This is a genomic window from Pseudomonas sp. MYb185 (genome assembly GCF_002979975.1).
GTDB lineage: Bacteria > Pseudomonadota > Gammaproteobacteria > Pseudomonadales > Pseudomonadaceae > Halopseudomonas.
This window is the reverse complement of record NZ_PCQD01000014.1, coordinates 39,133-63,187: the sequence shown is the minus strand read 5'-3', so window position 1 is coordinate 63,187 and position 24,055 is coordinate 39,133. Positions and strand designations below refer to the sequence as shown.

Sequence of the window (24,055 nt, the reverse complement as noted above, 5' to 3'; positions counted from 1 at the left end):
GTATGCCGGGCCAGCGGCAGTTGCAGGTCCTGGCCATCGTCGCCGCCGCCGAGGATGATCTGTGCCGGCAGGCTGAGCGGTTGGTTGGCGGCATGGATGGAGCAGGCAAGGAGGCTGGTGGAGGCAACAAGAACAATGGGGAACAGCCTGGGCATGGCACTCTCTCATGGCGGTGGAAATGTCAGCCACCAGCTTAGCAGAGATAGGCGGCCGCCCCGGTGCCGGGGCGGCAAGTGTTCACTCGTCGTCGCGGTTGCAGGCGAATATCTGCTCCAGCGGGGGAAGCGGGGTTTCGCTGGATAGCGGCATTTCGGCATCGGTTTGCAGCTGGAAGTGCTCCAGCGGTGCGTTGTCGCGGTTGTCATGCTCGAATACCGGCGGGCTGAACACATAGGCCACCAGCAGCCGGGTCAGGGCTTCCAGGCTATCGCGGTGGGTGCGCTCGTAGCCGTGGGTGGCATCGGTGCCGAAGGCGATCAGCGCTACCCGGGTGTCGTTGCCGGCACGTATCGCCGACTCGGCATCGCTGTGATAGTAGCGGAACAGGTCGCGCTGCGCCGGTATGCGGTCGCGCTGGCACAGGTTCAGCAGATGACGGGTCAGATGGTAGTCATAGGGGCCGCTGGAGTCCTGCATGCACAGGGTGACGGCATGTTCGGTGGAGGCCTGGCCGGGCGCCACCGGGGCAATATCCACACCGACGAACTCACTGACATCCCAGGGCAGCGCGCCGGCGGCGCCGGAGCCGGTCTCCTCGGTGATGGTGAACAGAGGGTGGCAGTCCATGGGCAATGGCTGGCCGCTGTCGACCACCTGCTTGATGGCGGTGAGCAGCGCCGCCGCGCCGGCCTTGTTGTCCAGGTGTCGGGCGCTGATGAAGCCGTTCTCGGTGAACTCCTGCAAGGGATCGAAGGCGACGAAATCACCCACGCCAATACCATGGGCCAGGGTCTCGGCACGGCTGTGGCTGAGGATGTCCAGACGCAGCTCGATGGTGTCCCAGTTCACCGGCAGGGTGTCGACTTCGGTGTTGAAGGCATGTCCGGAGGCCATCAGTGGCAGCACGCTACCGCGAAAGCAGCCCTGCTCGGTGAATACGCTGACCCGGCTGCCCTCGGCAAAGCGGCTCGACCAGCAGCCGATGGGCGCCAGCTTCAGCCGGCCACTGTCCTTTACTTCGCTGACCATGGCGCCCACTGTATCCAGGTGACTGGCGATGGCACGGTCGGGGGTACGCTGGCGACCCTTGAGGGTGGCGCGAATGGTGCCGCGGCGGGTCAGCTCGTAGGGCACGCCCATGGCATCCAGGTGTTCGGCGACGTAGCGCACTATGCCGTCGGTGAAGCCGGTGGGGCAGGGGATGGCCAGCATCTCCAGCAGTACCTGACGCAGGTACTGCATGTCGGGTCCATGTTCGGTGGGCATGGGGCCTCCTTTGGTCGGGCTCAGCCGGGATGGCTGAGGGGGAACAACATGTCGATGAAGCTCTCCGCAGTGGGTTGGGGTTCGTGGTTGGCCAGACCGGGGCGCTCATTGGCCTCGATGATGACGTAATCGGGCTGATCCACCGCCGGCACCAGCAGGTCGACACCGACTACTGGGATCTCCAGTGCACGGGCGGCGGTGATGGCGCTGTCGCGCAGCGTCGGATGCAACTGCTCGGTGACATCCTCCAGGGTGCCGCCGGTGTGCAGGTTGGCGGTACGCCGCACCTGCAACTGCCGACTGGCCGGCAGTACGCTGTCCATGTCGAAGCCGGCGGCCTCTACCGTGCGGCGGGTTTCCTCGTCCAGCGGAATGCGGCTCTCGCCACCGGTGCTGGCCTGGCGTCGGCGGCTCTGTTTGTCGATCAGTTCACGCACCGTCATGCGCCCGTCGCCGCAGACCTGGGCCGGTTGGCGGATGGCGGCTGCCACCACCTGGTAGTTGATCACCAGTACGCGCAGGTCGGCACCGGGGTGGAAGCTTTCCAGCAGTACCCGGGTATCGAACCGACGGGCTTCGGTGATGGCCTGTTCCAGGGTCTCGGGGTCGCGGATATTCACCGCCACGCCATTGCCCTGCTCGCCATTGTCGGGCTTGACCACCAGCGCGCCATGTTCGGCGAGAAACGCCGCGTTGTCCTGCGCCTCACCCGCCAGTTGCCAGGTCGGGGTGCGCAGGCCGTGGCGCTGCAGGGTGCGATGGGTCAATTGCTTCTGCTGGCACAGGGTCATGCTCACGGCGCTGGTCAGGTCGCTCAGTGATTCGCGGCAGCGGATGCTGCGCCCACCCTGGGTCAGGGTGAACAGGCCGGCTTCCGCGTCGTTGATCGTCACCTCTATGCCGCTGCGCCGCGCCGCCTGGGTGATGATGCGGGCATAGGGGTTGAGCTCCCGGTCCTGGTCCGGGCCGAGAAACAGCGCCTGGTTGATGCTGTTCTTGCGCTTGATGGTGAAGGTGCGCAACTGGCGGAAACCGAGCTTGCGATACAGCGTCTTGGCCTGCCGGTTGTCATGCAGCACCGACAGGTCCAGATAGCTGCAACCCCGGCTCATGAAGTATTCGATCAGGTGGCGCACCAGCATCTCGCCGACGCCGAAGCGCTGGGTCTGGCTGTCGGCGGCCAGGCACCAGAGGCTGGAGCCCCTGTCCGGATCGTCATAGGCGCGGGCGTGATTCAGACCCATGACGGTGCCGATGACCTGATTGCTGTCGGTATCCTCGGCCAGCCAGAAATCCGGCCCGCCGGCTTCCCGGGGCGTGAGCCGCTGCGGATTGACCTGCACCATGCCATTGGCCAGGTACAGCGTGTTGATTGCCTGCCAGTCCTCGGCGCATTGCGGGCGGCGGATATGGAAGCCGCGCATCGCGCTGCGCGCCGGGCGGTAATTGCTGAACCACAGGCGCAGCGTATCGGAGGGGTCGAGAAACAGCTGTTGCGGGGCGAAGGACAGCACCACGTGCGGGTCGGCAACGTAGAGTGCAATGTCCCGCTCACCCGGGGTTTCCTGCAGCAGGCTGTTGGCCAGCCGCTGCGGATCGCTGAAGGTATGGCCGACCAGCAGCCGGCCCCAGCCGCAATCCAGGGTCACGTCGGTGGGGTTGTCGCTGGGCTGGCCCTGCTGCGCATGGCCGGCCTTGAGCCGTTCCCAGGTGGGTGTCTGGCCGCGGCGCAGGCGCTGTTGTTCAGGATTTTGCGAGCGGGTCATCGGCTATGCACCTTTGCTTGATCAGAGACCCTGGGCATCCAGCCACAGATCCAGCACCGCCAGTTGCCACAGCCTGGAGCCGCGCAGCGGGGTGATATGGTCCATGGGGTTCTGCAGCAGGGTATCGATGTAACGGGGGTTGAACAGCCCACGGGCCTGCGCGCGACTGCCGGTGAGGCTGTCGCGCACCCAGTCCAGGGTGCTGCCCTGCAGGTATTTCAGCCCGGGCACGGGAAAGTAGCCTTTCGGCCGATCGATCACCGCTGCGGGCAACAGTTGGCGAGCCGCTTCCTTGAGCACGTACTTGCCATCCCCGGGTAGCTTGAAGCGCCCCGGGATACGCGCTGCCAGCTCCACCAGTTGATGATCGAGGAACGGCACCCGGGCCTCCAGCCCCCAGGCCATGGTCATGTTGTCGACCCGCTTGACCGGGTCCTCGACCAGCATCACCGTGGTGTCCAGGCGCAGGGCCTGGTCCAGCCCTGGCTGGGCGCCGGGCCGGGCAAAATGCTCGCGGACGAATTCACCGGCATGGTCCTGCTGCGCCCAGGCCGGCTGCACCATGTCGCGAAAGCCGGTGAAGTCCTGATCCATGAACGCCTGCTGATAGGCCGCCAGCGGGTCGGCGGCCTCGGCGACGGTCGGATACCAGTGATAGCCGGCGAAGATCTCATCGGCGCCCTGGCCGCTCTGCACCACCTTGCAGTGCTTGGATACTTCCCGTGACAGCAGGTAGAAGGCGATGCAGTCGTGACTGACCATCGGCTCGCTCATTGCCGTCAGCGCATCGGGCAGGTTGCTGAGGATTTCCTGCTCGGGAATCATCAGCTTGTGATGCTCGGTGCCGTACTGCTCGGCGATCAGGTCGGAATAGCGGAACTCGTTGCCGGCCTCGCCATTGACGTCGGCAAAACCGATGGAGAAGGTCTGCAGGTTGCGTGCCCCGGCCTCGTGCAGCAGGCTGACCAGCAGGCTGGAATCCACTCCGCCGGAGAGCAGGACGCCGACATCCACCGCCGCCAGGTTACGCCGCTTGACCGCCGCGCGCAGGCTGTCGAGCACCCGCTCCTGCCAGGCCTCGAAGGGCAGTTCGCGCTCATCGGCGTGGGCACCGTAATGCAGTGTCCACCAGCAGTGCTGCTCGCGGCGGCCGTCAGCATCGATGCGCAGCCAGTGGCCGGGTGGCAGCTTCTTCACGCCGTTGAGCAGGGTCAACGGCGCCGGCACTACCGAATGGAAGGACAGGTAGTGGTTCAGCGCCACCGGGTTGATCGAGGTGTCCACGCCGCCGCCACGCAGCAGCGCCGGCAGGCTGGAGGCAAAACGCAGCCGCTGCGGTGTGTCGGACAGGTACAGTGGCTTGATGCCGAGGCGGTCGCGGGCCAGGAACAGGCGCTGGCTGTCACGCTCCCAGATGGCCAGCGCGAACATGCCATTGAAGCGCTCGAGCATCTGCTCGCCCCAGGCATGGTAGGCCTTGAGCACCACCTCGGTATCGCCATCGGAGAAGAACCGGTAGCCCAGGCCCTCCAGTTCACCGCGCAGGGCGGGGTAGTTGTAGATCGCACCGTTGAATACCAGGCTCAGGCCCAGCTCGGGGTCGACCATCGGTTGGCCGGAGGCCTCGGCCAGGTCCATGATCTTCAGGCGGCGATGGCCCAGGGCGACCGGGCCGCTAGCCCATACACCGGCGGCGTCGGGGCCGCGGTTGATCATCTGTCCAGTGATTCGGGCCAGGTCGGCCAATGCTGGTAGTTGTCTGTCGAAGCGCAGTTCCCCTGCCAATCCACACATCAGTTGCTCCCGGTTGCAGGCCGCTGGCGGCCCATTTCCCGCAGGAAATAGTTTCAGGTCAAAGGTTGACGACTCGCTTTCGAGTGAGCCATACCATTGGAAAGCAGTTGCACGGTTTGGTTTAACGGTTTTTTCAAGATGGATAGAATCCAGCACGGTTATTGCTGGAATCTTTCGGGTTTGTGGCAGAATGCCTAGGGACTGTTCCTGTTTCATTCATCACCGCGCCGGCGCCTGTTTTTGCGCGAGGCAAGGCGCGAGGAGAGAGATTTGGTTATTCCAAATGAACGACGAGTAACGTAGCATCGCGCAAAAACAGGCCCGGCCCTTCGGGTTGCGCGTCAAATCTCGCCATGCGTCGTTGTGGGACTTGGCAAGGGAGCGACCATTACCTGCGTCCCACGCCTAGCGGATCGCCGCCCGGCTTTGCGAGATTTGACGCAGCAACGCGGCGATGAATGAAACAGGAACAGTCCCTAGCCAATGAGCTGTTTGCCGGGAGCAACACGAAATGATGCACGATTTGTATCTGGCCCTGCGGCGGCTGCAACGCGCCACCGAGATTCATGCCAAGCGCCTGGGTCGGCATAGTGGCCTGACGCCCATTCAACTCTTGATCCTGCATAGCATCCAGGCTACCGGCGAAGGCACGCTGGGTACCCTGGCCAAGCAGGTCAGCGTATCCCAGGCGACCCTGAGTACCATCATCGACCGGCTGGAAAGTCGCGATCTGCTCAAGCGGGTGCGCAGCCAGAGCGACAAGCGCAAGGTGCATCTGACCCTGACCGAGAAAGGGGAAGCGGTGATCCAGGCCGAACCGGCGCTGCTGCCCAGCGCCTTTCTCGAACGTTTCGGCCAGCTCGCCGACTGGGAGCAGTTGATGCTGCTGGCCAGTCTGCAGCGGGTAGCCGGGTTGTTCGAGGAGGGCCAGCAGCCCTCCCATGTACTGATGGAGGATGAGCCGCTGGTATAGCAGGCTCGTTATCTGTTTTTTTGGAAATGGAAGATGGTGGGTAAGCTGAGGCGCTGACCTACCAGCTGCCAAAGGGGATACCATGACTATCGATATACTGTTGTGCCGCTGGCGCCAGTGGTAAAGCGTATCGACCATTCGTGCGTCCTTCATCAGGTCCATCTGGATGGACAGAGCCAACAAATCGACCGATTTCGATAGGTTCCAGGCAGTCCCCACTCAGCCAGGCCTTGGCAATCCCGCCCGGCGCCAGACCAATGGTGACCACGGCCCGGTAATCCTGGATATGCTGGCCATCGAAACGGCAGAAGGCGGGATAGGGGGTCACCATTTCTTGTCGTATAGCCTCCGGTATATCGATTCTCACACGATAGGTCTGCGGTTCGGCCAGGGATTGCCAGCGTACGACCACCATCTCGGGAAGGTCGATGCCGGTCATCGGCATTGTCTTGCCTGCTCCAGGTCTGGCTGGCCAGCCTCTCGGGTCGCCACGGTTGTCGGGTGGGTTCTGAATGGATGAAACACCGCCATGCACTCGGTAATAGCCTATCCCCCGCTGATCCAGTACATCCACGCTCTCGACCCAGACCTCCATATAGTTGGGTGCCAGCAGGCCAATTTCCCAGGTGCGGTAGGGTAGGTCCGGTGGCGGCGGACGCAGCGGGTCATGAATGGGTTGGCCGGTGCAACCAGCCAGGAAAGTCAGCAGGCTGAAAGCCAGCAGTAACGCCTTCATACCGGATAACCTCGTTGTGGCTGGTCTTCATACACCGCACGCTGGTTCTGGCTGTGCGGTTTGTTCAGCATCAAGCCGTAGGTTGATGTCCAGTTGGCCGAGCTGTGGATATAGCGGCCATGCAGAAAGCGTTTTTCCGCCTCGCTCAGCTCCGCGCTCTGACCTGCCATGGCTGAGGTGATGATCTTGTTGGCGATAGCTTGCAGGTCTGAGGGAATGGCAAATATCTGGGCGTCTGGAATAGGTTTGAGTGAAGCGTTATGGGCTATCGCTTTCATATGCATCACGCGTAGCGCAACCCGCGACAGCTCACCCCGCACCATGCGCTCCAGCCCCAGGATCAACAGCATATCCTTGGCCTGACGATATCCATTGTCGCTCGCTGGCCGTAGGCCAATGCTTTCACGAAGGAGTTCGCCCTGACCAGGCAACCCCCTGACGCGCAGCTCCTGTTCTTCCGTCTCCCGGGCACGCCATTCCCGTGACTGTTCCAGTTTGGCCCGGTCGATATTGTCCATCGAGTAGTAGGCCGCACGACACAGGCGTGGACGGCCGATCAGCAGACGCTCGTGCACCACGGCCGGATAGCCGCCCCCGAGGTTGGAATGCACGCCGGGCAGTGCCAGCTCCTCATGGCTGGCGTTCCCATTCAATACGGCACTGTGCCGGCCCTTCTCAGGGCACGATTTCCCCCAGCTTTTTTTGCCTGGCCTGCTTGTCTGTATTCCCCCGCCGACATAGCATGTTTGAAATATCAAACACTGATGTGGCAAATGCGTGACGCCATCTCTGGACAGGAGGATTCCCCATGGAACTGCACGCCCCCGAGCTGTTTCGCCAGCAGGCTTTCATCAATGGTAACTGGTGTGAGGCCGAGCGCGGTCAGCGTACCGAGATCTTCAATCCGGCCACTGGCGAGCGGCTGGGCAGCGTGCCGGATATGGGCGTGGAAGATACCCGCCGGGCCATCGAGGCAGCACAGGCGGCTCAGCCGGCCTGGCGCCGCCGCACTGCCAAGGAGCGGGCTGTCATTCTGCGTCGCTGGTATGAACTGATCATGCAGCACCAGGAGGATCTGGCGCGGATCATGACCGCCGAGCAGGGCAAGCCACTGGCCGAGGCTCGGGGCGAGATCGCCTATGGCGCCTCCTTTATCGAATGGTTCGCCGAGGAGGCCAAGCGGGTCTACGGCGATCTGATCCCGGCGCATCAGGGCGACAAGCGTATCCTGGTACAGAAGGAACCGGTTGGCGTGACGGCGGCCATCACGCCGTGGAACTTCCCTGCCGCGATGATCACCCGCAAGGCCGGTCCGGCGCTGGCGGCGGGTTGCTCCATGGTGCTCAAGCCGGCGCCGCAGACACCGTTTTCCGCCCTGGCGCTGGTGCACCTGGCCGAGCAGGCCGGATTGCCCGCCGGCTTGCTCAGCGTGATCACCGCCGGGGTGGATAACTCCCGGCAGGTGGGGGCCGAGCTGTGCGCCAGCCCGGTGGTGCGCAAGTTGTCCTTCACCGGCTCCACTGGGGTCGGCATCCAGTTGATGCAACAGTGCGCGCCGAGCCTGAAGAAACTGTCCCTGGAGCTGGGTGGCAACGCGCCGTTCATTGTGTTCGATGATGCCGATCTGGATGCGGCGGTCGAAGGTGCGATGATCTCCAAATACCGCAACGCTGGGCAGACCTGCGTCTGCGCCAACCGCATCTATGTGCAGGAGGCAGTCTATGACGCCTTCGCCGAAAAGCTCGCCGCTGCGGTGCGCCGCCTGGAGGTTGGTGACGGCATGCAGGAAGGGGTCACCACCGGACCGCTGATCAATGCCGAGGCGCTGCGCAAGGTCCAGGTCCATGTGCAGGACGCTGTGGACGCTGGCGCCACCGTATTGGCTGGCGGCAAGCCACATGCGCTGGGAGGTCTGTTCTTCGAGCCGACCATATTGACCGAGGTGACCAGCGACATGCTGATCGCCCGTGAAGAGACCTTCGGCCCGGTAGCGCCGCTGTTCCGCTTCGACGACGAGGCCGACGTGATCCGCCAGGCCAACGATACCGAGTACGGCCTGGCCGCCTACTTCTATGCCCGCGACCTGAGCCGGGTGTTCCGCGTTGCCGAGGCGCTGGAATACGGTATGGTCGGTATCAATACTGGCCTGATCTCCACCGAAGTGGCGCCGTTCGGCGGCATGAAGGCGTCCGGGCTGGGCCGTGAAGGTTCCAAGTACGGCATCGAGGAATACCTGGAAATCAAATACCTGTGCCTGGGCGGGATCTGACCCGCCGGCCAAAGGAGGAGCGTCATGACTGATAGCAACGAATCCCTTATGCTGCGGCGCGAGCAGGCGGTGGCGCGGGGTGTTGGCCAGATCCACCCGGTATTCATCGAGCGTGCGGAAAACGCCACTGTGTGGGATGTGGAAGGTCACCAGTATATCGACTTCGCCGGCGGCATCGCCGTGCTCAATACCGGCCATCGCCACCCCAAGGTGATCGATGCGGTCAAGCGCCAGCTCGAGCTGTATACCCATACCTGCTTCCAGGTGGTGGCCTACGAGCCCTACGTGGCGCTGTGCGAAAAGATCAACGCACTGGTCCCGGGTGACTTCGCCAAGAAGACCCTGCTGGTCACCACCGGTGCCGAGGCGCTGGAAAATGCCGTCAAGATCGCCCGCGCCGCCACCGGCCGGGCCGGGGTGATCGCCTTTGCCGGTGGCTATCATGGCCGCACCATGATGACCCTGGCGATGACCGGCAAGACCATGCCCTATGCCTCGGGCATGGGCCTGATGCCGGGTGGCGTGTTCCGCGCGCGTTTCCCCGACCCGCTGCACGGCGTCAGCGAGGATGACGCTATCGACAGCATCGAGCAGATCTTCAAGACCGACGCCGAACCGCGGGATATCGCCGCGCTGGTGGTCGAGCCAGTACAGGGCGAGGGCGGCTTCCGCGTGGCCTCGGCGCAGTTCATGCAACGTCTGCGGGCGCTGTGTGACCTGCACGGCATCGTGCTGATCGCCGATGAGGTGCAGACCGGCGCCGGGCGCACCGGCACCTTCTTCGCCATGGAGCAGATGGGGGTGAGCGCCGACCTGACCACCTTCGCCAAATCGGTGGCCGGTGGCTTCCCGCTGGCTGGCGTCTGCGGCCGGGCCGAGCTGATGGATGCCATCGCCCCGGGCGGTCTCGGCGGTACCTACGCCGGCAACCCGGTCGCCTGCGCCGCCGCATTGGCGGTGCTGGAGGTCTTCGAGGAGGAAAACCTGCTGGCCCGCGCCCGTACTCTGGGCGACATGCTGACCCGCCGCCTGCAACAACTGGCCGACGGCGATAAACGTATTGCCGAGGTGCGCGGGCTGGGCGCGATGGTCGCCTGCGAACTGATGACCGGGGGTGGCCACCCCGACCCGGAACTGGCCAGTCGCCTGGTGATCAAGGCACGCGAGAAGGGGTTGATCCTGTTGTCCTGTGGGCAGTATGCCAACGTGATCCGCATCCTGGTGCCGCTGACTGCGACCGATGTGGAGGTGGAGGCAGGGATGGATATCATTGCGGCCTGTCTGGCGGAATTGGACTGAGGGTTGGCAGTCTGTGCCGATCCCATGCCGAGAAGGGGCTCGACCGAGTCGCGCTCGACCATCCCGGCAGCGCGGGTCCATGGAGGGCCGGGTTCCATCCCGGCCGGCGGCGTTTCAGGCAGCTACGCTGGTCGAGATGGAACTCGACCCTCCATGGCGCGGGGCATCGCGGCCAAGGGGAAGCTGCGGCTCAGGGCGCCACGCCGTAAAGACATTGCAGCAGCCGCGCATCCAGCTGGTTGTCGGCGCCGGTTGCCTGGATGGTCTGCAGTACGTCCAGCCCGCGCAGTCCCAGGTGGGTCGGTCGGCCATTGCTGACCATGGCATAGGCCGCCCGCACCGGATACAGCCGTACCCGCGCCAGTGCGGGGGACAGGGTCTGCACTGCGTGCTCTATCGTCTCGGATGACAGCCTGCGGTCACCAGTGATCTGCAGCATCAGGTCGAACTGGTTGTCGTCTGACAGCTGATTGTCGACCCCCGGTGTCTTCCACTGCCCGGCATCCCCCCTGTCCAGAGCGAAGCTGCGCAGTTGCCGCAGGCTGGGATGTTGCTGCAGTACCTGGCGCAAGGCCTGCTCGCCAGCAGCGGACGCGCCGCGCAGCAGCAGGAAGTGGTGGTGCGGCTGTGCCGCCTCTTCGGTCGTCTGCTGCAACAGGCTGTCGGCGCCGCCGGGCAGGTTGTACAGCAGCGAGCTGTGGAACAGGTTGATCTCGTCCTCGCGGATCAGCCCGGCTACCTCGCTGTCAGCCAGCCCGCCACGCTTTTCTTCGCTATCGAAATCGACCACGGCGATGCCGTGCAGGCTGCTGTCGGGCGAGCTGTGCTCATTACCCGCCAGCGGCCAGGGTGCCTCCAGGTGGTATTGCACATAGGCGCGGAACCCGGGAATCCGGGTGGCCAGCATGCCATGCACGTCCCGCCAGTATTTGCTGAACAGCGGGCTGCTCATCCCTTCCCTTTTCCGCAGCAGGGCGACGGTCGTCACTGCTTGCATGGTTTGTCTCCTTTCATGGCGCGCTGAGCAGGCCACCATCCAGCGCGGTGATCGAGCCGGTGAGGTAGGCGCCGGCGCGGGAGGCAAGGAAAATCACCATGCCGCCTACGTCCTCGGCACTGCCGAAACGCCCGGCGGGAATCTGTGCCAGCATGTTTTCCCGAAGGTTGGGCACTGCCTCGAAAAAGCCGGAGGTCATGTCGCTGGGGAAGTAGCCTGGCGCGATGGCGTTGACGTTGATATTGCGGCTGCGCAGGTCTGAGGCGAGCATGCGGGTCAGCTGATGCACGGCCGCCTTGCTGCAGCCATAGGCATAGGCTCCGCCATTGCTCTGCGGCATCAGGCCGCCGATGGAGCCGAGATTGATGATGCGGGCCGGGTCCGCATTGCTGCCGGCAGCTTCCAGCAAGGGCAGCAATGCCTGCACCAACAGGAAAGGTGCGCGCAGATTGAGCCCCATCAGCTCATTCCAACTGGTGCTGTCGGTATCGCCGAGAGGCGCCGCATTGAAGGTGCCGGCATTGTTTACCAGGATATTCAGCTGCGGGCACAGCTCGTCCAGCTCCGCTGCCAGCGCGTCGATGCCCTCGGGCTGTGACAGATCATGCTGCAGAAAGGTCAGTGCCGCCGCATCGGGCCCCAGTTCGGTGGTCAACTGCTCGGCTGCCGAGCGACTGCGGCCGGTAACGAACACCTTGCAGCCTGCACGCAGCAGCATGCGACTGATCATCGCGCCAATGCCCTTGGCGCCGCCGGTGACCAAGGCTGTCTTGCCCGACAGGGAAAACAGTTCCTCGTATACGTTTGATACCGTCATGCAATAGCACCCAGCTGGCGTAATACCGGCACTGCATCCCAGATGCTGCGTTCGAGGGTGATCTTGCCATTCTCGTCCCAGGCCATGACGGTCACGCCACGGGTCTTGGTGGTCTTGCCGGCAGCGGCTACGCCGAGGAAATCGCCGGCATGCTTGGTTTCCCAGGTCCACTGAAAGGAACCGAGACGCTTGTCACCCACATACTCGAAGACCTCGAACCGGTTATAGGACTGGCTGGGATCTTCAACAATGAAATTGGAGTGGAACGCTTGCAGCGCGGCCAGATCATCAATGATATGCACACCCAGGTTGACGTCCTCGAACTCGAACTTATCGGCATAGAGAGTCATCAGCTCTTCGTTGTTGTCGGCAAACAGACCTATCCAGTACTGGGACCATTCCAGGTTCATGGCTATCGCTCTCCTGATTGTTCTTGTATGGGGAAGTTGATTCAACCGTACCGGGAGGAGCCGCCCGCAGCGATGGCTTCCCGGGTCAGACTCGGGCTGAACGTGACAATATGCCGGCAGGAGCCGGCAGAATGGGGTGGCTGATCAGGCCTCGGTACCTGGCGCCATCAGGCATCCTGGTGGGCGCTGTGCTGGGCCAGACTTGGACGGCGTCCGGTCCAGCGCTTGAAGGCGCGGGAGAAGGTGCTTGCGTCAGAGAAGCCGAGCATGAAGGACACACTCTGCACGGTACAATCCGGCCGCTGCAGATACTGATAGGCAAGCTCTTCGCGCAGGTTGTCCAGCACTTCCTGGAAGGTAGTGCCCTCTTCCTTGAGACGGCGCAGCAAGGTGCGTTCGGTCATATTCATCAGCTGCGCGGTAGCCCGACGTGATATCTCGCTCTCCTCGGAAAACTGTTGCAGCAGACAGTCCCGTACCTTGCGGGCGAAGCGTTCGGACAGTTGTGCCATCTGCGTGACTGCCATGCTATCGAGGGTGGAGGCCAGGTGTTCATCGGCGGAGAGCATGGGGCGGTGCATATCGGCCTGGTTGTAGATGATGCAATCTTCCTGCTGCTCGAACAGCACCGGGCATTTCATCAGACGGAGGTATTCCTTGGGCGCGACGGGAAGCTGGCGTTTGAGCCGCACTGCCACGGGCGCGACCTCCTCGCCGACGATCCAGTTGTTGAAGCACACCAGCCCGGCCACCACTGTGTCCATGGTTTCCGGCAGTACCGGCATGTCGCCGGTATCGAAGGCGAAGTTCAGCGTCAGATGCTCATCGGTTTCCGTCAGATGGATCATCGCCGAGCTGGAGATCAGCTTGGCATAGCGGGCGAAACGGTGAATGGCATCGCCGAGCGTGGCACTACAGCTCATGGCGTGGCCGACCACATGGAAAGACGATGGGCGGATCTGGGTAGCCACCTTGAGTCCGAAGTTGGGGTCTCCGGTTTCCTTGACCGCGGTGCGCCACAGGCGGCTGATCATTTCCTGCCAGTAGCGGCTGTTGGCATCCTTGAGAATGCTGGGGTCCATGCCCACTTGGCGGAAGATATCTTCGTGTGACAGGCCGTAGGCATCCAGAGTACGTGCGATGGCCAGAACCCAGCCAGAATGTCCGGACTTCATGCTTAACCTCCTCACAGGACCATGGGTAGGAGCCCATGGTGAGCGCTTTATATTTATCGTGTGCGACTGCCGCAGAATAAGACACAAGGTCAGTGTCTTGTCAAATGACGGCTCGGACGGTCCATGCCACTTAATGGCGTGAAAAGTTAACCTCTGGCACCTAAGGACAAGGCCTGTTGCGTCGGAAGTCACACAATGGCTGCAAATGACAAGAACAGGCCAGCCAGGAATCCACTGGCCGCTGGAGGGGTAGAGATGAAATTGAGTGCGGATATCGCGGCGGTAGTGACTGGCGGTGCGTCGGGGTTGGGCGAGGCGGTGGTGCGCCGGTTGGCGGCCGATGGCGTCAAGGTGGCTATCTTCGACATGAATGCCGAGCGCGGCGAGGCGGTGGCCGCTGAGGTTGGCGGCATCTTCTGTGCGGTGGATGTGCAATCCGACGAATCGGTGGCCGCTGGCTTCGCTCGTGCCCGGGGTGTGCATGGCCAGGAGCGCATTCTGGTCAACTGCGCGGGGGTATCCAAGGGTATCAAGACCGCCGGGCGTGATCGCAAGACCGGTGAGATCCGGGTGTTTCCCAGCGAGTCGTTCAACCAGGTGATCCAGATCAATTTGGTCGGCAGTTTTCGCTGTCTGTCCCAATCGGCAGCGGGCATGCTGACCCTGGCGCCACTGGAGCATGGTGAGCGCGGGGTAATCATCAACACCGCCAGCATTGCCGCCCAGGATGGCCAGGTCGGCCAGTCCGCCTATGCCGCCTCCAAGGCCGGGGTAGTCGGCATGACCCTGCCGATCGCCCGGGACTTCATGGGTGACGGCATCCGCGTCAACACTATTCTGCCGGGGCTGTTCGCCACTCCGATGATGGCCGGCCTGCCGGGCAGTGTGCAGCAGTCGCTGGCAGGCACCGTGCCTTTTCCGCAGCGCCTGGGCGACCCGCAGGAATACGCCGACACGGCCCGATTTCTCGTCACCAACAGCTATATGAATGGCGAGTCGGTACGCCTGGACGGTGCGCTGCGTCTGGCGCCGCGCTAAGCAATCGCTGCCCGTCCGTGAAGCCAAGAACAACAGCCCGGAGGAAGAATGACTTCAGCCTATATTTTTGACGCCGTACGCACGCCCCGGGGGCGTGGCCGGCCCAATGGTGCCCTGCACGAGGTCACCGCATTGAGTCTGGCCAGCCAGGTGCTGCAGGCCATTCGCGAACGCAACCAGTTGGATACCGCGCTGGTTGATGACGTCATTCTCGGTTGCGTCATGCCGGTGGGCGAGCAGGGCAGTGATATGGCGCGGATCGCCGCGCTGGTCGCTGGCTACGATCAGCGGGTGCCCGGCGTGCAGATCAACCGCTTCTGCGCCTCAGGCCTGGAGGCCTGCAACATGGCGGCAGGCAAGGTCGCCAGTGGCGAAGCGCGCTTTGTGATCGCCGGTGGTGTGGAATCCATGTCCCGGGTGGCGCTGGGGGCGGATGGAGGGGCCATGCTGGTTGATCCGGCCTTTGCCTTCGATCACTACTACGCCCCGCAGGGGATTGGTGCCGATCTGATTGCCACGCTGGATGGTTTCAGCCGCGAGGATGTGGATGCCTATGCCGTGCAGAGCCAGCAGCGCGCCGCCCGGTCCTGGAGCGAGGGGCGCTTTGCGCGTTCGATCGTGCCGGTGCGTGATCAGGCGGGCCTGGTGTTGCTGGACCGGGACGAGCATATGCGGCCGCAAACCACCCTGGAGTCGCTGGCCACCCTCAATCCGGCCTTTATCGCTCAGGGTGAGTCCGGCTATGACCAGCTGGCGCTGGCGCGTTATCCCCAGGCCGGACAAATCAATCATGTGCACCATGGCGGCAACTCATCCGGTGTGGTGGACGGCGCTGCCGCGGTGCTGATCGGCTCGCGCGAGGCTGGTGACGCTCTGGGGTTGAAGCCGCGTGCCAGGATTATCGGCATGGCCTCCATCGGTTCGGAGCCGACCATCATGCTCACCGGCCCGGCGCTGGTGACGCGCAAGGTGCTGCAGCGCCTGGGCATGACCCTGAACGATATCGACCTGTTCGAATTGAACGAGGCCTTCGCCTCGGTGGTACTGCGCTATCAGCAGGAGCTGGATCTGGACCCGGCGCGGCTCAACGTTAATGGTGGCGCCATTGCCATGGGGCATCCGCTGGGCGCAACCGGTGCCATGATTCTCGGTACCGCCCTGGACGAGCTGGAGCGCAGTGACAAGCAGACCGCCCTGATCAACCTGTGTGTCGGCGCCGGCATGGGCACCGCCACCGTCATCGAACGGGTATGAGGAGTCCAACGATGAAGAATTTCTCAGTCAGAACCGAGAGCGATGGGGTCGCGGTCATCACCTTCGATGTGCCGGGCAAGGGTATGAACGTCATCAGTGATGAGGTGCAGCGTGAACTCGATGAGTTGTTGCATATGCTGCGCAACTCGGATGATGTGCGTGGTGCGGTGATCCTCTCCGGCAAAGCGGGCGGCTTCTGTGCCGGGGCCGACCTGCCGGAGTTGCTCGAAAACATGGCAGGCTGGTGTGCTCTCGATGGCGAGCAGGAGTTGACTCGTGGCGTTGCGGAGAGTGGCGGTTTTTCCCGCCGCCTGCGCGAGCTGGAAACCTGTGGCAAACCGGTGGCGGCAATCGTCCATGGCGTGACTGTCGGTGGTGGCCTGGAGTTGGCTCTGGCCTGCCACTATCGGGTAGCGGTTGCCGATTCCAAGCTGCGCATGGCGTTACCGGAAGTCGGTGTCGGGCTATTGCCGGGTGGCGGCGCCACCCAGCGCCTGCCACGTCTGGTCGGCATCCGGGCCGCAGCACCCTGGCTGCTGGAAGGTGAACTGATTTCCATGGAGGACGCATTGGCCGGTGGCATTGTGCATGCCGTGATGTCGATGGACAACGCGCTGGAAGATGCCCGCCGCTGGGTACTGACACACCCTGAGGCCAAGGCGCCATGGGATGAGAAGGGCTATCGATTGCCGGGTGGTGGCCCGCATACAGCGGAGGGCTATCGCCATTTCGCTCCGGCGATCGCAGCGCGACATACCGGTTTCGGCAGTGAGCACCCCTCGCTGGGCAATATCCTCAAATGCATCTACGAAGGCTCGCAGGTGCCGATCGATGCTGGGCTGCGCATCGAGGCGCGTTACTTCTTCAACACCCTGCGCAAGCCCGAGGCCAAGGCAATGGCACGCACCTTCTTCATCGCCCGCCAGGCGCTGGCCAGGCGCAAGGAGCGGGAAGATCTGGAGAGTTACCTGGGTGTGCTGCAGCAGGTGTCGGAGCAGGAGCAGCAAGCTCTGTTGGAGGAAGGCTACTCGACTGTGCTGGTGGCCAACCTGTGTCGGGTCACCTCGGTGGGTACGGGTAGTCCGGTATCTGTTGCCCCAGCCGAGACGCAAGATGCTGATCTGGAGACCATCGGCCTGCTCAAGCGTCGGCTGCTGTATGCTCAGGCGCTGGCTGCCGCCCGTTGCCTGGATGCCGGCATCGTAGTCGATCCGCTGGAGGCGGACCTGGGTGCGGTCGAGGCTGGCTTTCCTGCCTGGACCGGCGGCCCGCTGGGATATATCGAGATTGAAGGACTTGAGGCCTTCATTGCCCAGGCGCAGAGCCTTGAACAGGAGTATGGCGCCCGGTTCGCCGTCCCGCCCGGGTTGCTTCGCAGGCTGGAAGCCGGGCAGGGTCTGTATGCCTGATTCCATTGGTGGCTCGCTCCGTCGGGCGGGCCGCTGACACTATTAGGGTCGTTGAGAGAGAAAAATAACATGAGCACTCTTATCGTTGAAAACCGCGCTGGCCAGCAGATTTCCATGCAGGCCCGGGCATCGCTGACGCTGATGGATATCATGCGTGACAACGGGGTCGAGGAGATTCTCGCACTATGTGGCGGTACCTGTTCCTGTGCCACCTGCCACATCATCATTGCCGATGAATTCGCCGATCGGGTCGGGCCAGCCAGTGAGGATGAAAGTGATCTGCTGGACTGTTCCGAGCATCGCGGCCCCACTTCACGCCTGGCCTGCCAGGTGATCTTCAGCGATGAGCTGGATGGTATCCGCGTGAGAATCGCCCCCGAGGATTGATCTGCCGTCGCCGACGGATTGCGTAACACAGGAGAGCAGTGATGCAAACATATGACGTGATAATTGTCGGTGCCGGGCATGCGGGAGCACAGGCCGCCAGCCTGCTGCGCCAGCGTGGATTCACCGGTAGCGTGGCGATAGTCGGAGACGAGCCGGATCTACCCTACGAGCGGCCACCGTTGTCTAAGGAATACCTGTCCGGAGACAAGCCGTTCGAGCGTTTGCTGTTGCGCCCCGAGGAATTCTGGCGCGGCCACGCAATCGAGGTACTGACCGGTTGGCGCGTGGCGACCGTGGATGCCCAGGCCCGCCAGTTGCAGACGGCGTCGGGCGAATACCTCGGCTACGGTACGCTGATCTGGGCCGCCGGTGGTGCGCCACGCAGGCTTGCCTGCCCGGGCCATGACCTGACCGGCATACATTATGTGCGGACCCGTGCCGACGTCGATACCATGCGTGGCGAACTCGATGATACCGATACCGTGGTGGTGATCGGTGGTGGCTATATTGGCTTGGAAGCGGCGGCAGTACTCACTGCCCAGGGTAAGTCGGTGACTGTGGTGGAGGCTCAGGACCGGGTCCTGGCACGGGTCGCCGGCGAGCCATTGTCGCGTTTCTATGAAGCTGAGCATCGCGCCCGCGGGGTCGACGTGCGACTGAACAGTGGTGTAGAGCAGATCCTCGGAGAGAATGGGCGGGTCAGTGCCGTGAAGCTGCTGGACGGCACTCTGCTGCCGGCGCAGATGGTGGTGGCGGGCATAGGTATTCTGCCCTCGGTCGCGCCATTGGCTGAAGCCGGTGTGCGTATCGAGGCCGGCGGCATTCTGGTCGATGAATTCTGCCGTAGCAGCGCGACGGATATCTTCGCCATCGGTGACTGCGCCACACATAACAACGCATTCTGTGCCACGGGGACCCCGATTCGCCTGGAGTCGGTGCAGAACGCCAACGACCAGGCCAGGGTGGTGGCCGACTACCTGAGCGGCAACCCGCAGCCCTATAACGCCTTGCCCTGGTTCTGGTCAGATCAGTATGACCTCAAGTTGCAGACCGTGGGCCTGTCGGCCGGATATGACCAGATGGTGCTGCGCGGTGACCCAGCGGCGCGCAGTTTCTCGGTGGTATATCTGAAGGAAGGGCGTGTTCTGGCGCTGGACAGTGTCAACCTGGTACGTGACTTCGTGCAGGGCAAGGCCTTGGTGAAAGCCGGGATGGCTCCGGATCTGGATGCGCTGGCCGATGCCTCCATTCCCCTGAAGTCGCTGGCGGTACCCGCCTGATGCCGATCGAACTGACCATTGAGCATGGGGTGGCGCGGCTGGAGTTCAATCGCCCGGCCGCGCTGAATGCGATCAATGTGGCGCTGGCCTCGCGCCTGTTGGAGGTGTGTCAGCAGCTGCAAGTGCGCGCGGATGTGCGGGTGATAGTGCTGACCGGTGCCGGTCGCGCTTTCATGGCCGGCGGTGACCTGGCGGCATTTCGCGACGCGCCGGAGCCGGCGGTGATGGCGTCGGCGATCATCCAGCCGCTGCACCGGGCGCTGGCGATGTTGGCACAGATGCCGCAGATCGTGCTGGGTAGTGTGCACGGCGCAGTATCCGGTGCTGGCATGAGCCTGGCGCTGGGGTGCGATATGACGCTGGCAGCCGACGATACCCGTTTCTGCCTGGCCTACAGCGCCATTGCCGCCAGTCTCGATGGTGGTGGCTCATGGCATCTGCCCCGTCAGATCGGGTTGCAGCGGGCCATGCGTCTGGCATTGCTCAACGAGCCGCTGGGTGCCGAGCAGGCGCTGGAGCTGGGGCTGATTGCCGAGGTGGTGCCGGCACCGCAGTTGTCGCAGCGCACCATGGAACTGGCGCAACAATTGGCGTGTGGCCCGGCTGGCGCCAATGCGGCGATAAAACGACTGCTGCGCCAGGCCGGGGATCGAACCCTGGCCGAACAGCTTGAGGATGAGCATCGGGCCTTCGCCGCCTGCGCTGCCAGCGATGATTTTCGTGAGGGTATAACGGCGTTTTTCGATCGGCGCAAACCGCAATTCGGTTGATAGCAGCAAAAGGATAGCCATGTGTTTTTTTCAAGGACCGATAAAGCCGCAACCGAATGTCTGACGCAACTTGTCGATGTGCTTGAGGGCGGGCTGGCGGATCTGCCGCCCGGAGGTCATGGCAGCCCACTGTTCACTCAGGTCCGGCAGGCATGGCAGAACCACCATGCCGATCGCCAGAGGGAGCGGCAGCAGTTCACCCAGCTGTCCGAGCAGTTGCACCGGCTGACTGCCCAGCTGCAGAGTGACGAGACCGACCGCGAGTACATGCATGCTCGGCTGGAGCTTATCAGCCAGGCCAGCATGGAAGGGTTGTGGGACATGCAGGTGGTCAATGGTGACCCGATGAATCCCGCGAACCGGTTATGGTGGTCCGACCGCTTCCGCTCGTTGCTCGGCTTCGATGACGAACAGGATTTTCCCAACCGGTTGAGCAGTTGGGTGGAGCGCCTGCATCCCGAGGACAGACAACCAACGCTGGACACACTGGCCCGGCATATCCACGCTGGGGCAGGGCAGGTGCCTTATTGCCTGGAGTACCGGCTGGCGATGAAGAGCGGCGAGTATCGCTGGTTCATCACTACTGGCCAGGCCCAATACGATAGCCATGGTGTGTGCCTGCGCGTTGCCGGCTCTCTACGCGATACCCATGAGCAGCGCCAGCGTGACCAGGAACTCGACAGGACGCTGACCCGCTTCGAGATGGCTCGAGAAATGCTGAGCGATGGTCTGTGGGACATGGAGGTGGTCGATGGTGACCCGCTGAACCCGCGCAATCCCTTCTGGTGGTCCATGCAGTTTCGTCATCTGCTGGGATTCGAGACTGCAGAGGAATTCCCCAATGTGCTGGACAGCTGGACCTCGCGTATTCACCCTCAGGACAAGGAGGAGGTGGTCCGGGTCTTCGCTGCCCATCTGGCTGATCGCAGTGGCAGGACGCCCTTCGAAGCGGTCTACCGGATCAAACTCAAGAATGGGGAATACCGGTGGTTCCGCTCCCGTGGCCAGACCCGACGCACGCCGGACGGTACACCGGTACGAGTAGTCGGTGCGCTGGTTGATATCCATGCCATGCGCCTGGAAGAGCTGGTGCGTGCAGAGCAGCTTGAGCAGCGCAGGAACCTGGAGCTGAACCTGCACAAGCTGACGGAAATCGTTGCCACCATCCAGAGCATTGCCAGCCAGACCAACCTGTTGGCGCTCAATGCCGCTATCGAGGCCGCCCGTGCCGGTGACGCCGGTCGCGGCTTCGCGGTGGTGGCGGATGAAGTGCGTAAGCTGGCTACCCGCACCAGCGAGGCAACCCAGCAGGCAGTGGAGATGATCGGTTCCCGCCCCTGAGCTTCATATCTGCGGTCAGCGGCCTTTCAGGGGCGCACCGATATCTCCGTGCACATGCTGGATATGCAGGCTGCGCTTGATGATTACCCAGCCGTTGTCGCTGCGTACCAGTTGATCACGATACTCGCCCCATAGCGTCATCAGTCGCGGATCCTGCGTCTGCTGCGCGGCGTGGGTGGCCTGTACATAACATTGTGCTTGCGCCTGGTTACCTTCGACGTTGATACGGATATTGCCGATCAGATGCTGGGTCGCGCCGCAGGATTCGATAAAGGCCCGCGCTACCGCGACGATCGCCGACTGCCCTTCGAACAGGCCCAGGCTGCCATAGTCCACCTGGGCGTCGGCGCTGAACACCCCGGCCAGGGCATCCCAGTCCCTGTTGTCCAGGGCCCAGCCGTATTGGATGAGAAGTGCGCTGATGTCCTGCTGATCCTGCCATGTTTGCATGGGAGTTTCCCTCTGGGGCATGTGTGTGAGCGCTGGTTATAGTCGCCCCTGCCGAGGCTCGGCCATTGCCATTCGGGACACCGCAAAACCTTTCGTGACAGCCGCCGGGCCTTGTCCGACGCGGCTTGCAGGATATCCGGTTTTTGGCACGAAATGCTGTCTGTGCCCACGGGTTGCCATCGCTGGCATCTCTCCTTTTATCAAGAATCAGCTCAACGGCCTCCCGCGAATGCTGCGCCCTGCAGCCCGGGAGAGAGCAATAAGAATTGATAAAAGAGCCTGAAGCGATGAAAGCAAACGACACAACAATGGGTCAGCTGGCGGATGAGGCACCACTGAATGGGGTTGCCAATGCTGGGGTACTCCCGCAACTGCTTTCCGCGTTGCGCGGCATCGTCGACGAGGCGGGCCTGCTGCTCGGTGAAGATGTCAGTTCACGGCATCCCGGCGTGTTCATGTCGCGAATCGAAGCGGATGTCATCGTCCGGCCGACAACGGTCGAGCAGGTCTCGCAGATTCTCGCGCTGTGCCATGAGTTCGCCCAGCCGGTGGTGGTACACGGCGGCATGTCCGGCTGGGTGCGGGCAACCCAGACCCGGCGCGGGGATCTCGCGTTGTCGCTGGAGCGGATGAACCGCATTGAATCGGTGGATCTGGCCAATCGTACGGCGGTGGTGCAGGCCGGTGTGGTGCTGGAAACCCTGCAGGATCACCTGCAGCAGTTCGACCTGATTTTTCCGCTGGATCTGGGTGGGCGCGGTTCCTGTCAGTTGGGCGGCAACGCCGCGACCAACGCCGGCGGTGTGCGGGTTATCCGCTACGGCATGATGCGTGAGCAGGTGCTGGGTATCGAAGCGGTGCTCGCCGATGGCCGGGTGGTGTCCTCGATGAACCAGATGATCAAGAACAATACCGGCTACGACCTCAAGCAGCTGTTCATTGGCAGCGAGGGTACCCTGGGAGTCATCACCCGGCTGGTTCTGCGCCTGCGCGAGCAACCTTCCAGCAGTAATACGGCGATGGTCTGCGCTAGCAGTTTCGATCAGATCGCGAAGCTGCTGCGCCATATGGATGGCGCATTGGGCGGGCAACTGAGTGCCTTCGAATTGCTCGACAATAATTTTTATAGCGTCAACACCGCCGCTGGTCGGCATCAGCCCCCGCTGCCGTCGGACAAGCCGTTCTACGCCATCATCGAGTCCCTGGGTTCCGATCAGCAGCATGATGCAGAGATGTTTGCCCGGGCCCTGGAAAAGGGCATTGAGCTGGGCATGATCGAGGACGCGGTGATCGCACAGTCCGAACGGGACAAGCAGGGTATCTGGGATATCCGCGAGGACCTGGAGCATATTGTCCGCGACTTCCAGCCTTTCTATGCCTTCGACATCTCGCTGCCGGTGGGCGATATGGAAGAGTACATGCGCCTGGTCACCGAGCGCTTGCATGAGCTGTGGCCCGAGGGGTCGATTGCCTTTCTCGGGCATGTCGGTGACGGCAACTTGCATATCGCCATCGGCGCAGGCCAGGACGAAGACCGCGAACAGGTCGAGGCCTGTGTCTATGAGCCGCTGGCCCGGTATGGCGGCTCGGTATCGGCCGAACACGGTATCGGCCTGGAGAAGAAACGCTGGTTCCCTATCAGCCGCAATCCGATCGAACGCGACATCATGCATTCGCTGAAGGGACTGCTGGACCCGCAGGGCATTCTCAATCCGGGCAAGGTGCTCGAGCGTGCCGCCGGTGAGGGAGGCGAGTGATGAGCCCTGTTACGCCCCCGGTCATGCTGCGCCTGCACGGCTACGCGGTGAGCAACTATTTCAATATTGCCCACGCCGCGCTGCTGGAAAGCGGGGTGCGCTTCGAGATCGTCGAGTGCCGCGCCAGTCAGACACCGGAGTTCCTGCGACTCAGTCCGATGGGCAAGATTCCGGTGCTGGAAACACCCCAGGGCTGGATTGCCGAGACCGTGGCCATTCTCGGTTATATCGAAGACTGTTTCCCCTGCCTATTGCCTACAGACCCCTTTACCCGGGCACGTCAGCGCCAACTGATCAATGTGGTGCAGGTATATGTCGAGCTGCCGATGCGCTCGCTGTATCCGGGTGTATTCATGGGCGCCACCAACAGCAGTGCTGCCATTGAGACGGCGCGCCAGACCCTGGATCGTTCCACCATCGCGCTGCGCAGCCTGGCGCAACCGCAGCCGTATCTGGCCGGTGAGCAAGCCGGCCACGCTGACCTGTTTGCCTTTTATTGCCTGGATCTGGCCGAGCGGGTCAGCCGCGAAGTCTATGGCCGTTCCCTGTTGCATGAGCTGGGCCTGAGCGAATGGGCGCAACTGATGGCGCAGCGTAACAGCTCGCAGATCGTGTTGGCCGCCTTTGCCGAGGCCTTCGGTGCCTACCTGATGGAAAAACAGGCGACCTACCCATTCCGTGCAGGCGAATCCATCAGAGGTTGATGAT

Annotated in this window: 22 protein-coding genes; 12 read left to right on the top strand and 10 right to left on the bottom strand. The window is 62.9% G+C overall.

The annotated features are described in order from the left end of the window. Window positions 1-237: 237 nt before the first annotated feature. The 3 genes from CQ007_RS16915 to CQ007_RS16905 are packed head-to-tail and all read right to left on the bottom strand — an operon-like array spanning window position 238 to window position 4,985. Window positions 238-1,425, bottom strand: a complete 1,188-nt coding sequence (locus CQ007_RS16915) for an osmoprotectant NAGGN system M42 family peptidase (protein WP_105647017.1) — start codon at window positions 1,423-1,425, stop codon at window positions 238-240. 20 nt (window positions 1,426-1,445) lie between these two features. Continuing rightward, entirely contained in the window at window positions 1,446-3,191 is a 1,746-nt protein-coding gene (gene ngg / locus CQ007_RS16910) for an N-acetylglutaminylglutamine synthetase (protein ID WP_105647016.1), read from the bottom strand. A 21-nt stretch (window positions 3,192-3,212) separates the two neighbouring features. Then, window positions 3,213-4,985: an N-acetylglutaminylglutamine amidotransferase gene (locus CQ007_RS16905; RefSeq protein WP_105647015.1), complete on the bottom strand. Its 1,773-nt coding sequence runs from the start codon at window positions 4,983-4,985 to the stop codon at window positions 3,213-3,215. A gap of 511 nt (window positions 4,986-5,496) precedes the next feature. Between CQ007_RS16905 and CQ007_RS16900 the strand changes: the two genes are divergently transcribed. Further along, the gene (locus CQ007_RS16900; protein ID WP_105647014.1) at window positions 5,497-5,958 is read left to right on the top strand and encodes a MarR family winged helix-turn-helix transcriptional regulator; all 462 of its coding nucleotides are present in this window, start codon (window positions 5,497-5,499) and stop codon (window positions 5,956-5,958) included. Between the two features lie 58 nt (window positions 5,959-6,016). On the opposite strand, the gene CQ007_RS16895 is transcribed toward CQ007_RS16900, so the two are convergent. After that, window positions 6,017-6,694 carry a DUF2931 family protein gene (locus CQ007_RS16895; protein WP_105647013.1) on the bottom strand — a complete coding sequence of 226 codons (678 nt, stop codon included), beginning with the start codon at window positions 6,692-6,694 and terminating at the stop codon, window positions 6,017-6,019. Continuing rightward, a complete protein-coding gene (locus CQ007_RS16890) occupies window positions 6,691-7,347 on the bottom strand; it encodes a hypothetical protein (protein ID WP_105647012.1) in 657 nt (218 codons plus the stop codon). Before CQ007_RS16890 ends, CQ007_RS16895 begins: the two co-directional genes overlap by 4 nt. A 155-nt stretch (window positions 7,348-7,502) precedes the next feature. On the opposite strand from CQ007_RS16890, the gene gabD reads away from it, so the two are divergent. Then, window positions 7,503-8,963, top strand: coding sequence for an NADP-dependent succinate-semialdehyde dehydrogenase (gene gabD / locus CQ007_RS16885; protein ID WP_105647011.1), 1,461 nt, complete (start codon window positions 7,503-7,505; stop codon window positions 8,961-8,963). 24 nt (window positions 8,964-8,987) lie between these two features. Further along, a complete protein-coding gene (gene gabT / locus CQ007_RS16880; RefSeq protein ID WP_105647010.1) occupies window positions 8,988-10,262 on the top strand; it encodes a 4-aminobutyrate--2-oxoglutarate transaminase in 1,275 nt (424 codons plus the stop codon). Window positions 10,263-10,452: 190 nt separating this feature from the next. Here the strand turns inward: gabT and CQ007_RS16875 are convergent, their stop codons facing one another. From CQ007_RS16875 to CQ007_RS16860, 4 genes are all read right to left on the bottom strand, one after another. Further along, window positions 10,453-11,259 (bottom strand): EthD domain-containing protein, encoded by an 807-nt coding sequence (locus CQ007_RS16875; RefSeq protein WP_158256797.1) that lies wholly within the window; start codon window positions 11,257-11,259, stop codon window positions 10,453-10,455. A 13-nt stretch (window positions 11,260-11,272) separates the two neighbouring features. Then, a complete protein-coding gene (locus CQ007_RS16870; protein ID WP_105647008.1) occupies window positions 11,273-12,076 on the bottom strand; it encodes an SDR family oxidoreductase in 804 nt (267 codons plus the stop codon). Beyond that, window positions 12,073-12,486 (bottom strand): ester cyclase, encoded by a 414-nt coding sequence (locus CQ007_RS16865; RefSeq protein ID WP_105647007.1) that lies wholly within the window; start codon window positions 12,484-12,486, stop codon window positions 12,073-12,075. Before CQ007_RS16865 ends, CQ007_RS16870 begins: the two co-directional genes overlap by 4 nt. Before the next feature lie 167 nt (window positions 12,487-12,653). After that, a complete protein-coding gene (locus tag CQ007_RS16860; RefSeq protein ID WP_105647006.1) occupies window positions 12,654-13,661 on the bottom strand; it encodes an AraC family transcriptional regulator in 1,008 nt (335 codons plus the stop codon). A gap of 255 nt (window positions 13,662-13,916) precedes the next feature. Here CQ007_RS16860 and CQ007_RS16855 point away from each other — a divergent pair, with 255 nt between their 5' ends. From CQ007_RS16855 to CQ007_RS19300, 7 genes are all read left to right on the top strand, one after another. Then, on the top strand, window positions 13,917-14,699 hold the full coding sequence (locus tag CQ007_RS16855) for an SDR family NAD(P)-dependent oxidoreductase (RefSeq protein WP_105647005.1): 783 nt from the start codon (window positions 13,917-13,919) through the stop codon (window positions 14,697-14,699). A gap of 48 nt (window positions 14,700-14,747) precedes the next feature. Then, window positions 14,748-15,953 carry an acetyl-CoA C-acetyltransferase gene (locus CQ007_RS16850; RefSeq protein WP_105647004.1) on the top strand — a complete coding sequence of 402 codons (1,206 nt, stop codon included), beginning with the start codon at window positions 14,748-14,750 and terminating at the stop codon, window positions 15,951-15,953. 11 nt (window positions 15,954-15,964) lie between these two features. Further along, window positions 15,965-17,362, top strand: coding sequence for an enoyl-CoA hydratase/isomerase family protein (locus tag CQ007_RS16845; RefSeq protein WP_158256796.1), 1,398 nt, complete (start codon window positions 15,965-15,967; stop codon window positions 17,360-17,362). A 69-nt stretch (window positions 17,363-17,431) separates the two neighbouring features. Then, a complete protein-coding gene (locus tag CQ007_RS16840; RefSeq protein WP_105647002.1) occupies window positions 17,432-17,749 on the top strand; it encodes a 2Fe-2S iron-sulfur cluster-binding protein in 318 nt (105 codons plus the stop codon). Between the two features lie 41 nt (window positions 17,750-17,790). Next, the gene (locus tag CQ007_RS16835; RefSeq protein ID WP_105647001.1) at window positions 17,791-19,029 is read left to right on the top strand and encodes an NAD(P)/FAD-dependent oxidoreductase; all 1,239 of its coding nucleotides are present in this window, start codon (window positions 17,791-17,793) and stop codon (window positions 19,027-19,029) included. After that, window positions 19,029-19,799: an enoyl-CoA hydratase/isomerase family protein gene (locus tag CQ007_RS16830; protein WP_105647000.1), complete on the top strand. Its 771-nt coding sequence runs from the start codon at window positions 19,029-19,031 to the stop codon at window positions 19,797-19,799. The genes CQ007_RS16835 and CQ007_RS16830 overlap by 1 nt, the downstream gene beginning before the upstream one ends. A gap of 21 nt (window positions 19,800-19,820) precedes the next feature. Beyond that, the gene (locus tag CQ007_RS19300) at window positions 19,821-21,140 is read left to right on the top strand and encodes a PAS domain-containing protein (RefSeq protein ID WP_146114603.1); all 1,320 of its coding nucleotides are present in this window, start codon (window positions 19,821-19,823) and stop codon (window positions 21,138-21,140) included. A gap of 15 nt (window positions 21,141-21,155) precedes the next feature. On the opposite strand, the gene CQ007_RS16815 is transcribed toward CQ007_RS19300, so the two are convergent. After that, complete coding sequence (locus CQ007_RS16815; RefSeq protein ID WP_158256795.1) at window positions 21,156-21,590, bottom strand: nuclear transport factor 2 family protein; 435 nt, start codon at window positions 21,588-21,590, stop codon at window positions 21,156-21,158. A 287-nt stretch (window positions 21,591-21,877) separates the two neighbouring features. On the opposite strand from CQ007_RS16815, the gene CQ007_RS16810 reads away from it, so the two are divergent. Then, window positions 21,878-23,347, top strand: coding sequence for an FAD-binding oxidoreductase (locus tag CQ007_RS16810; protein ID WP_256582324.1), 1,470 nt, complete (start codon window positions 21,878-21,880; stop codon window positions 23,345-23,347). Further along, the gene (locus CQ007_RS16805; protein WP_105646995.1) at window positions 23,347-24,051 is read left to right on the top strand and encodes a glutathione S-transferase family protein; all 705 of its coding nucleotides are present in this window, start codon (window positions 23,347-23,349) and stop codon (window positions 24,049-24,051) included. Before CQ007_RS16810 ends, CQ007_RS16805 begins: the two co-directional genes overlap by 1 nt. Window positions 24,052-24,055 lie beyond the last annotated feature (4 nt).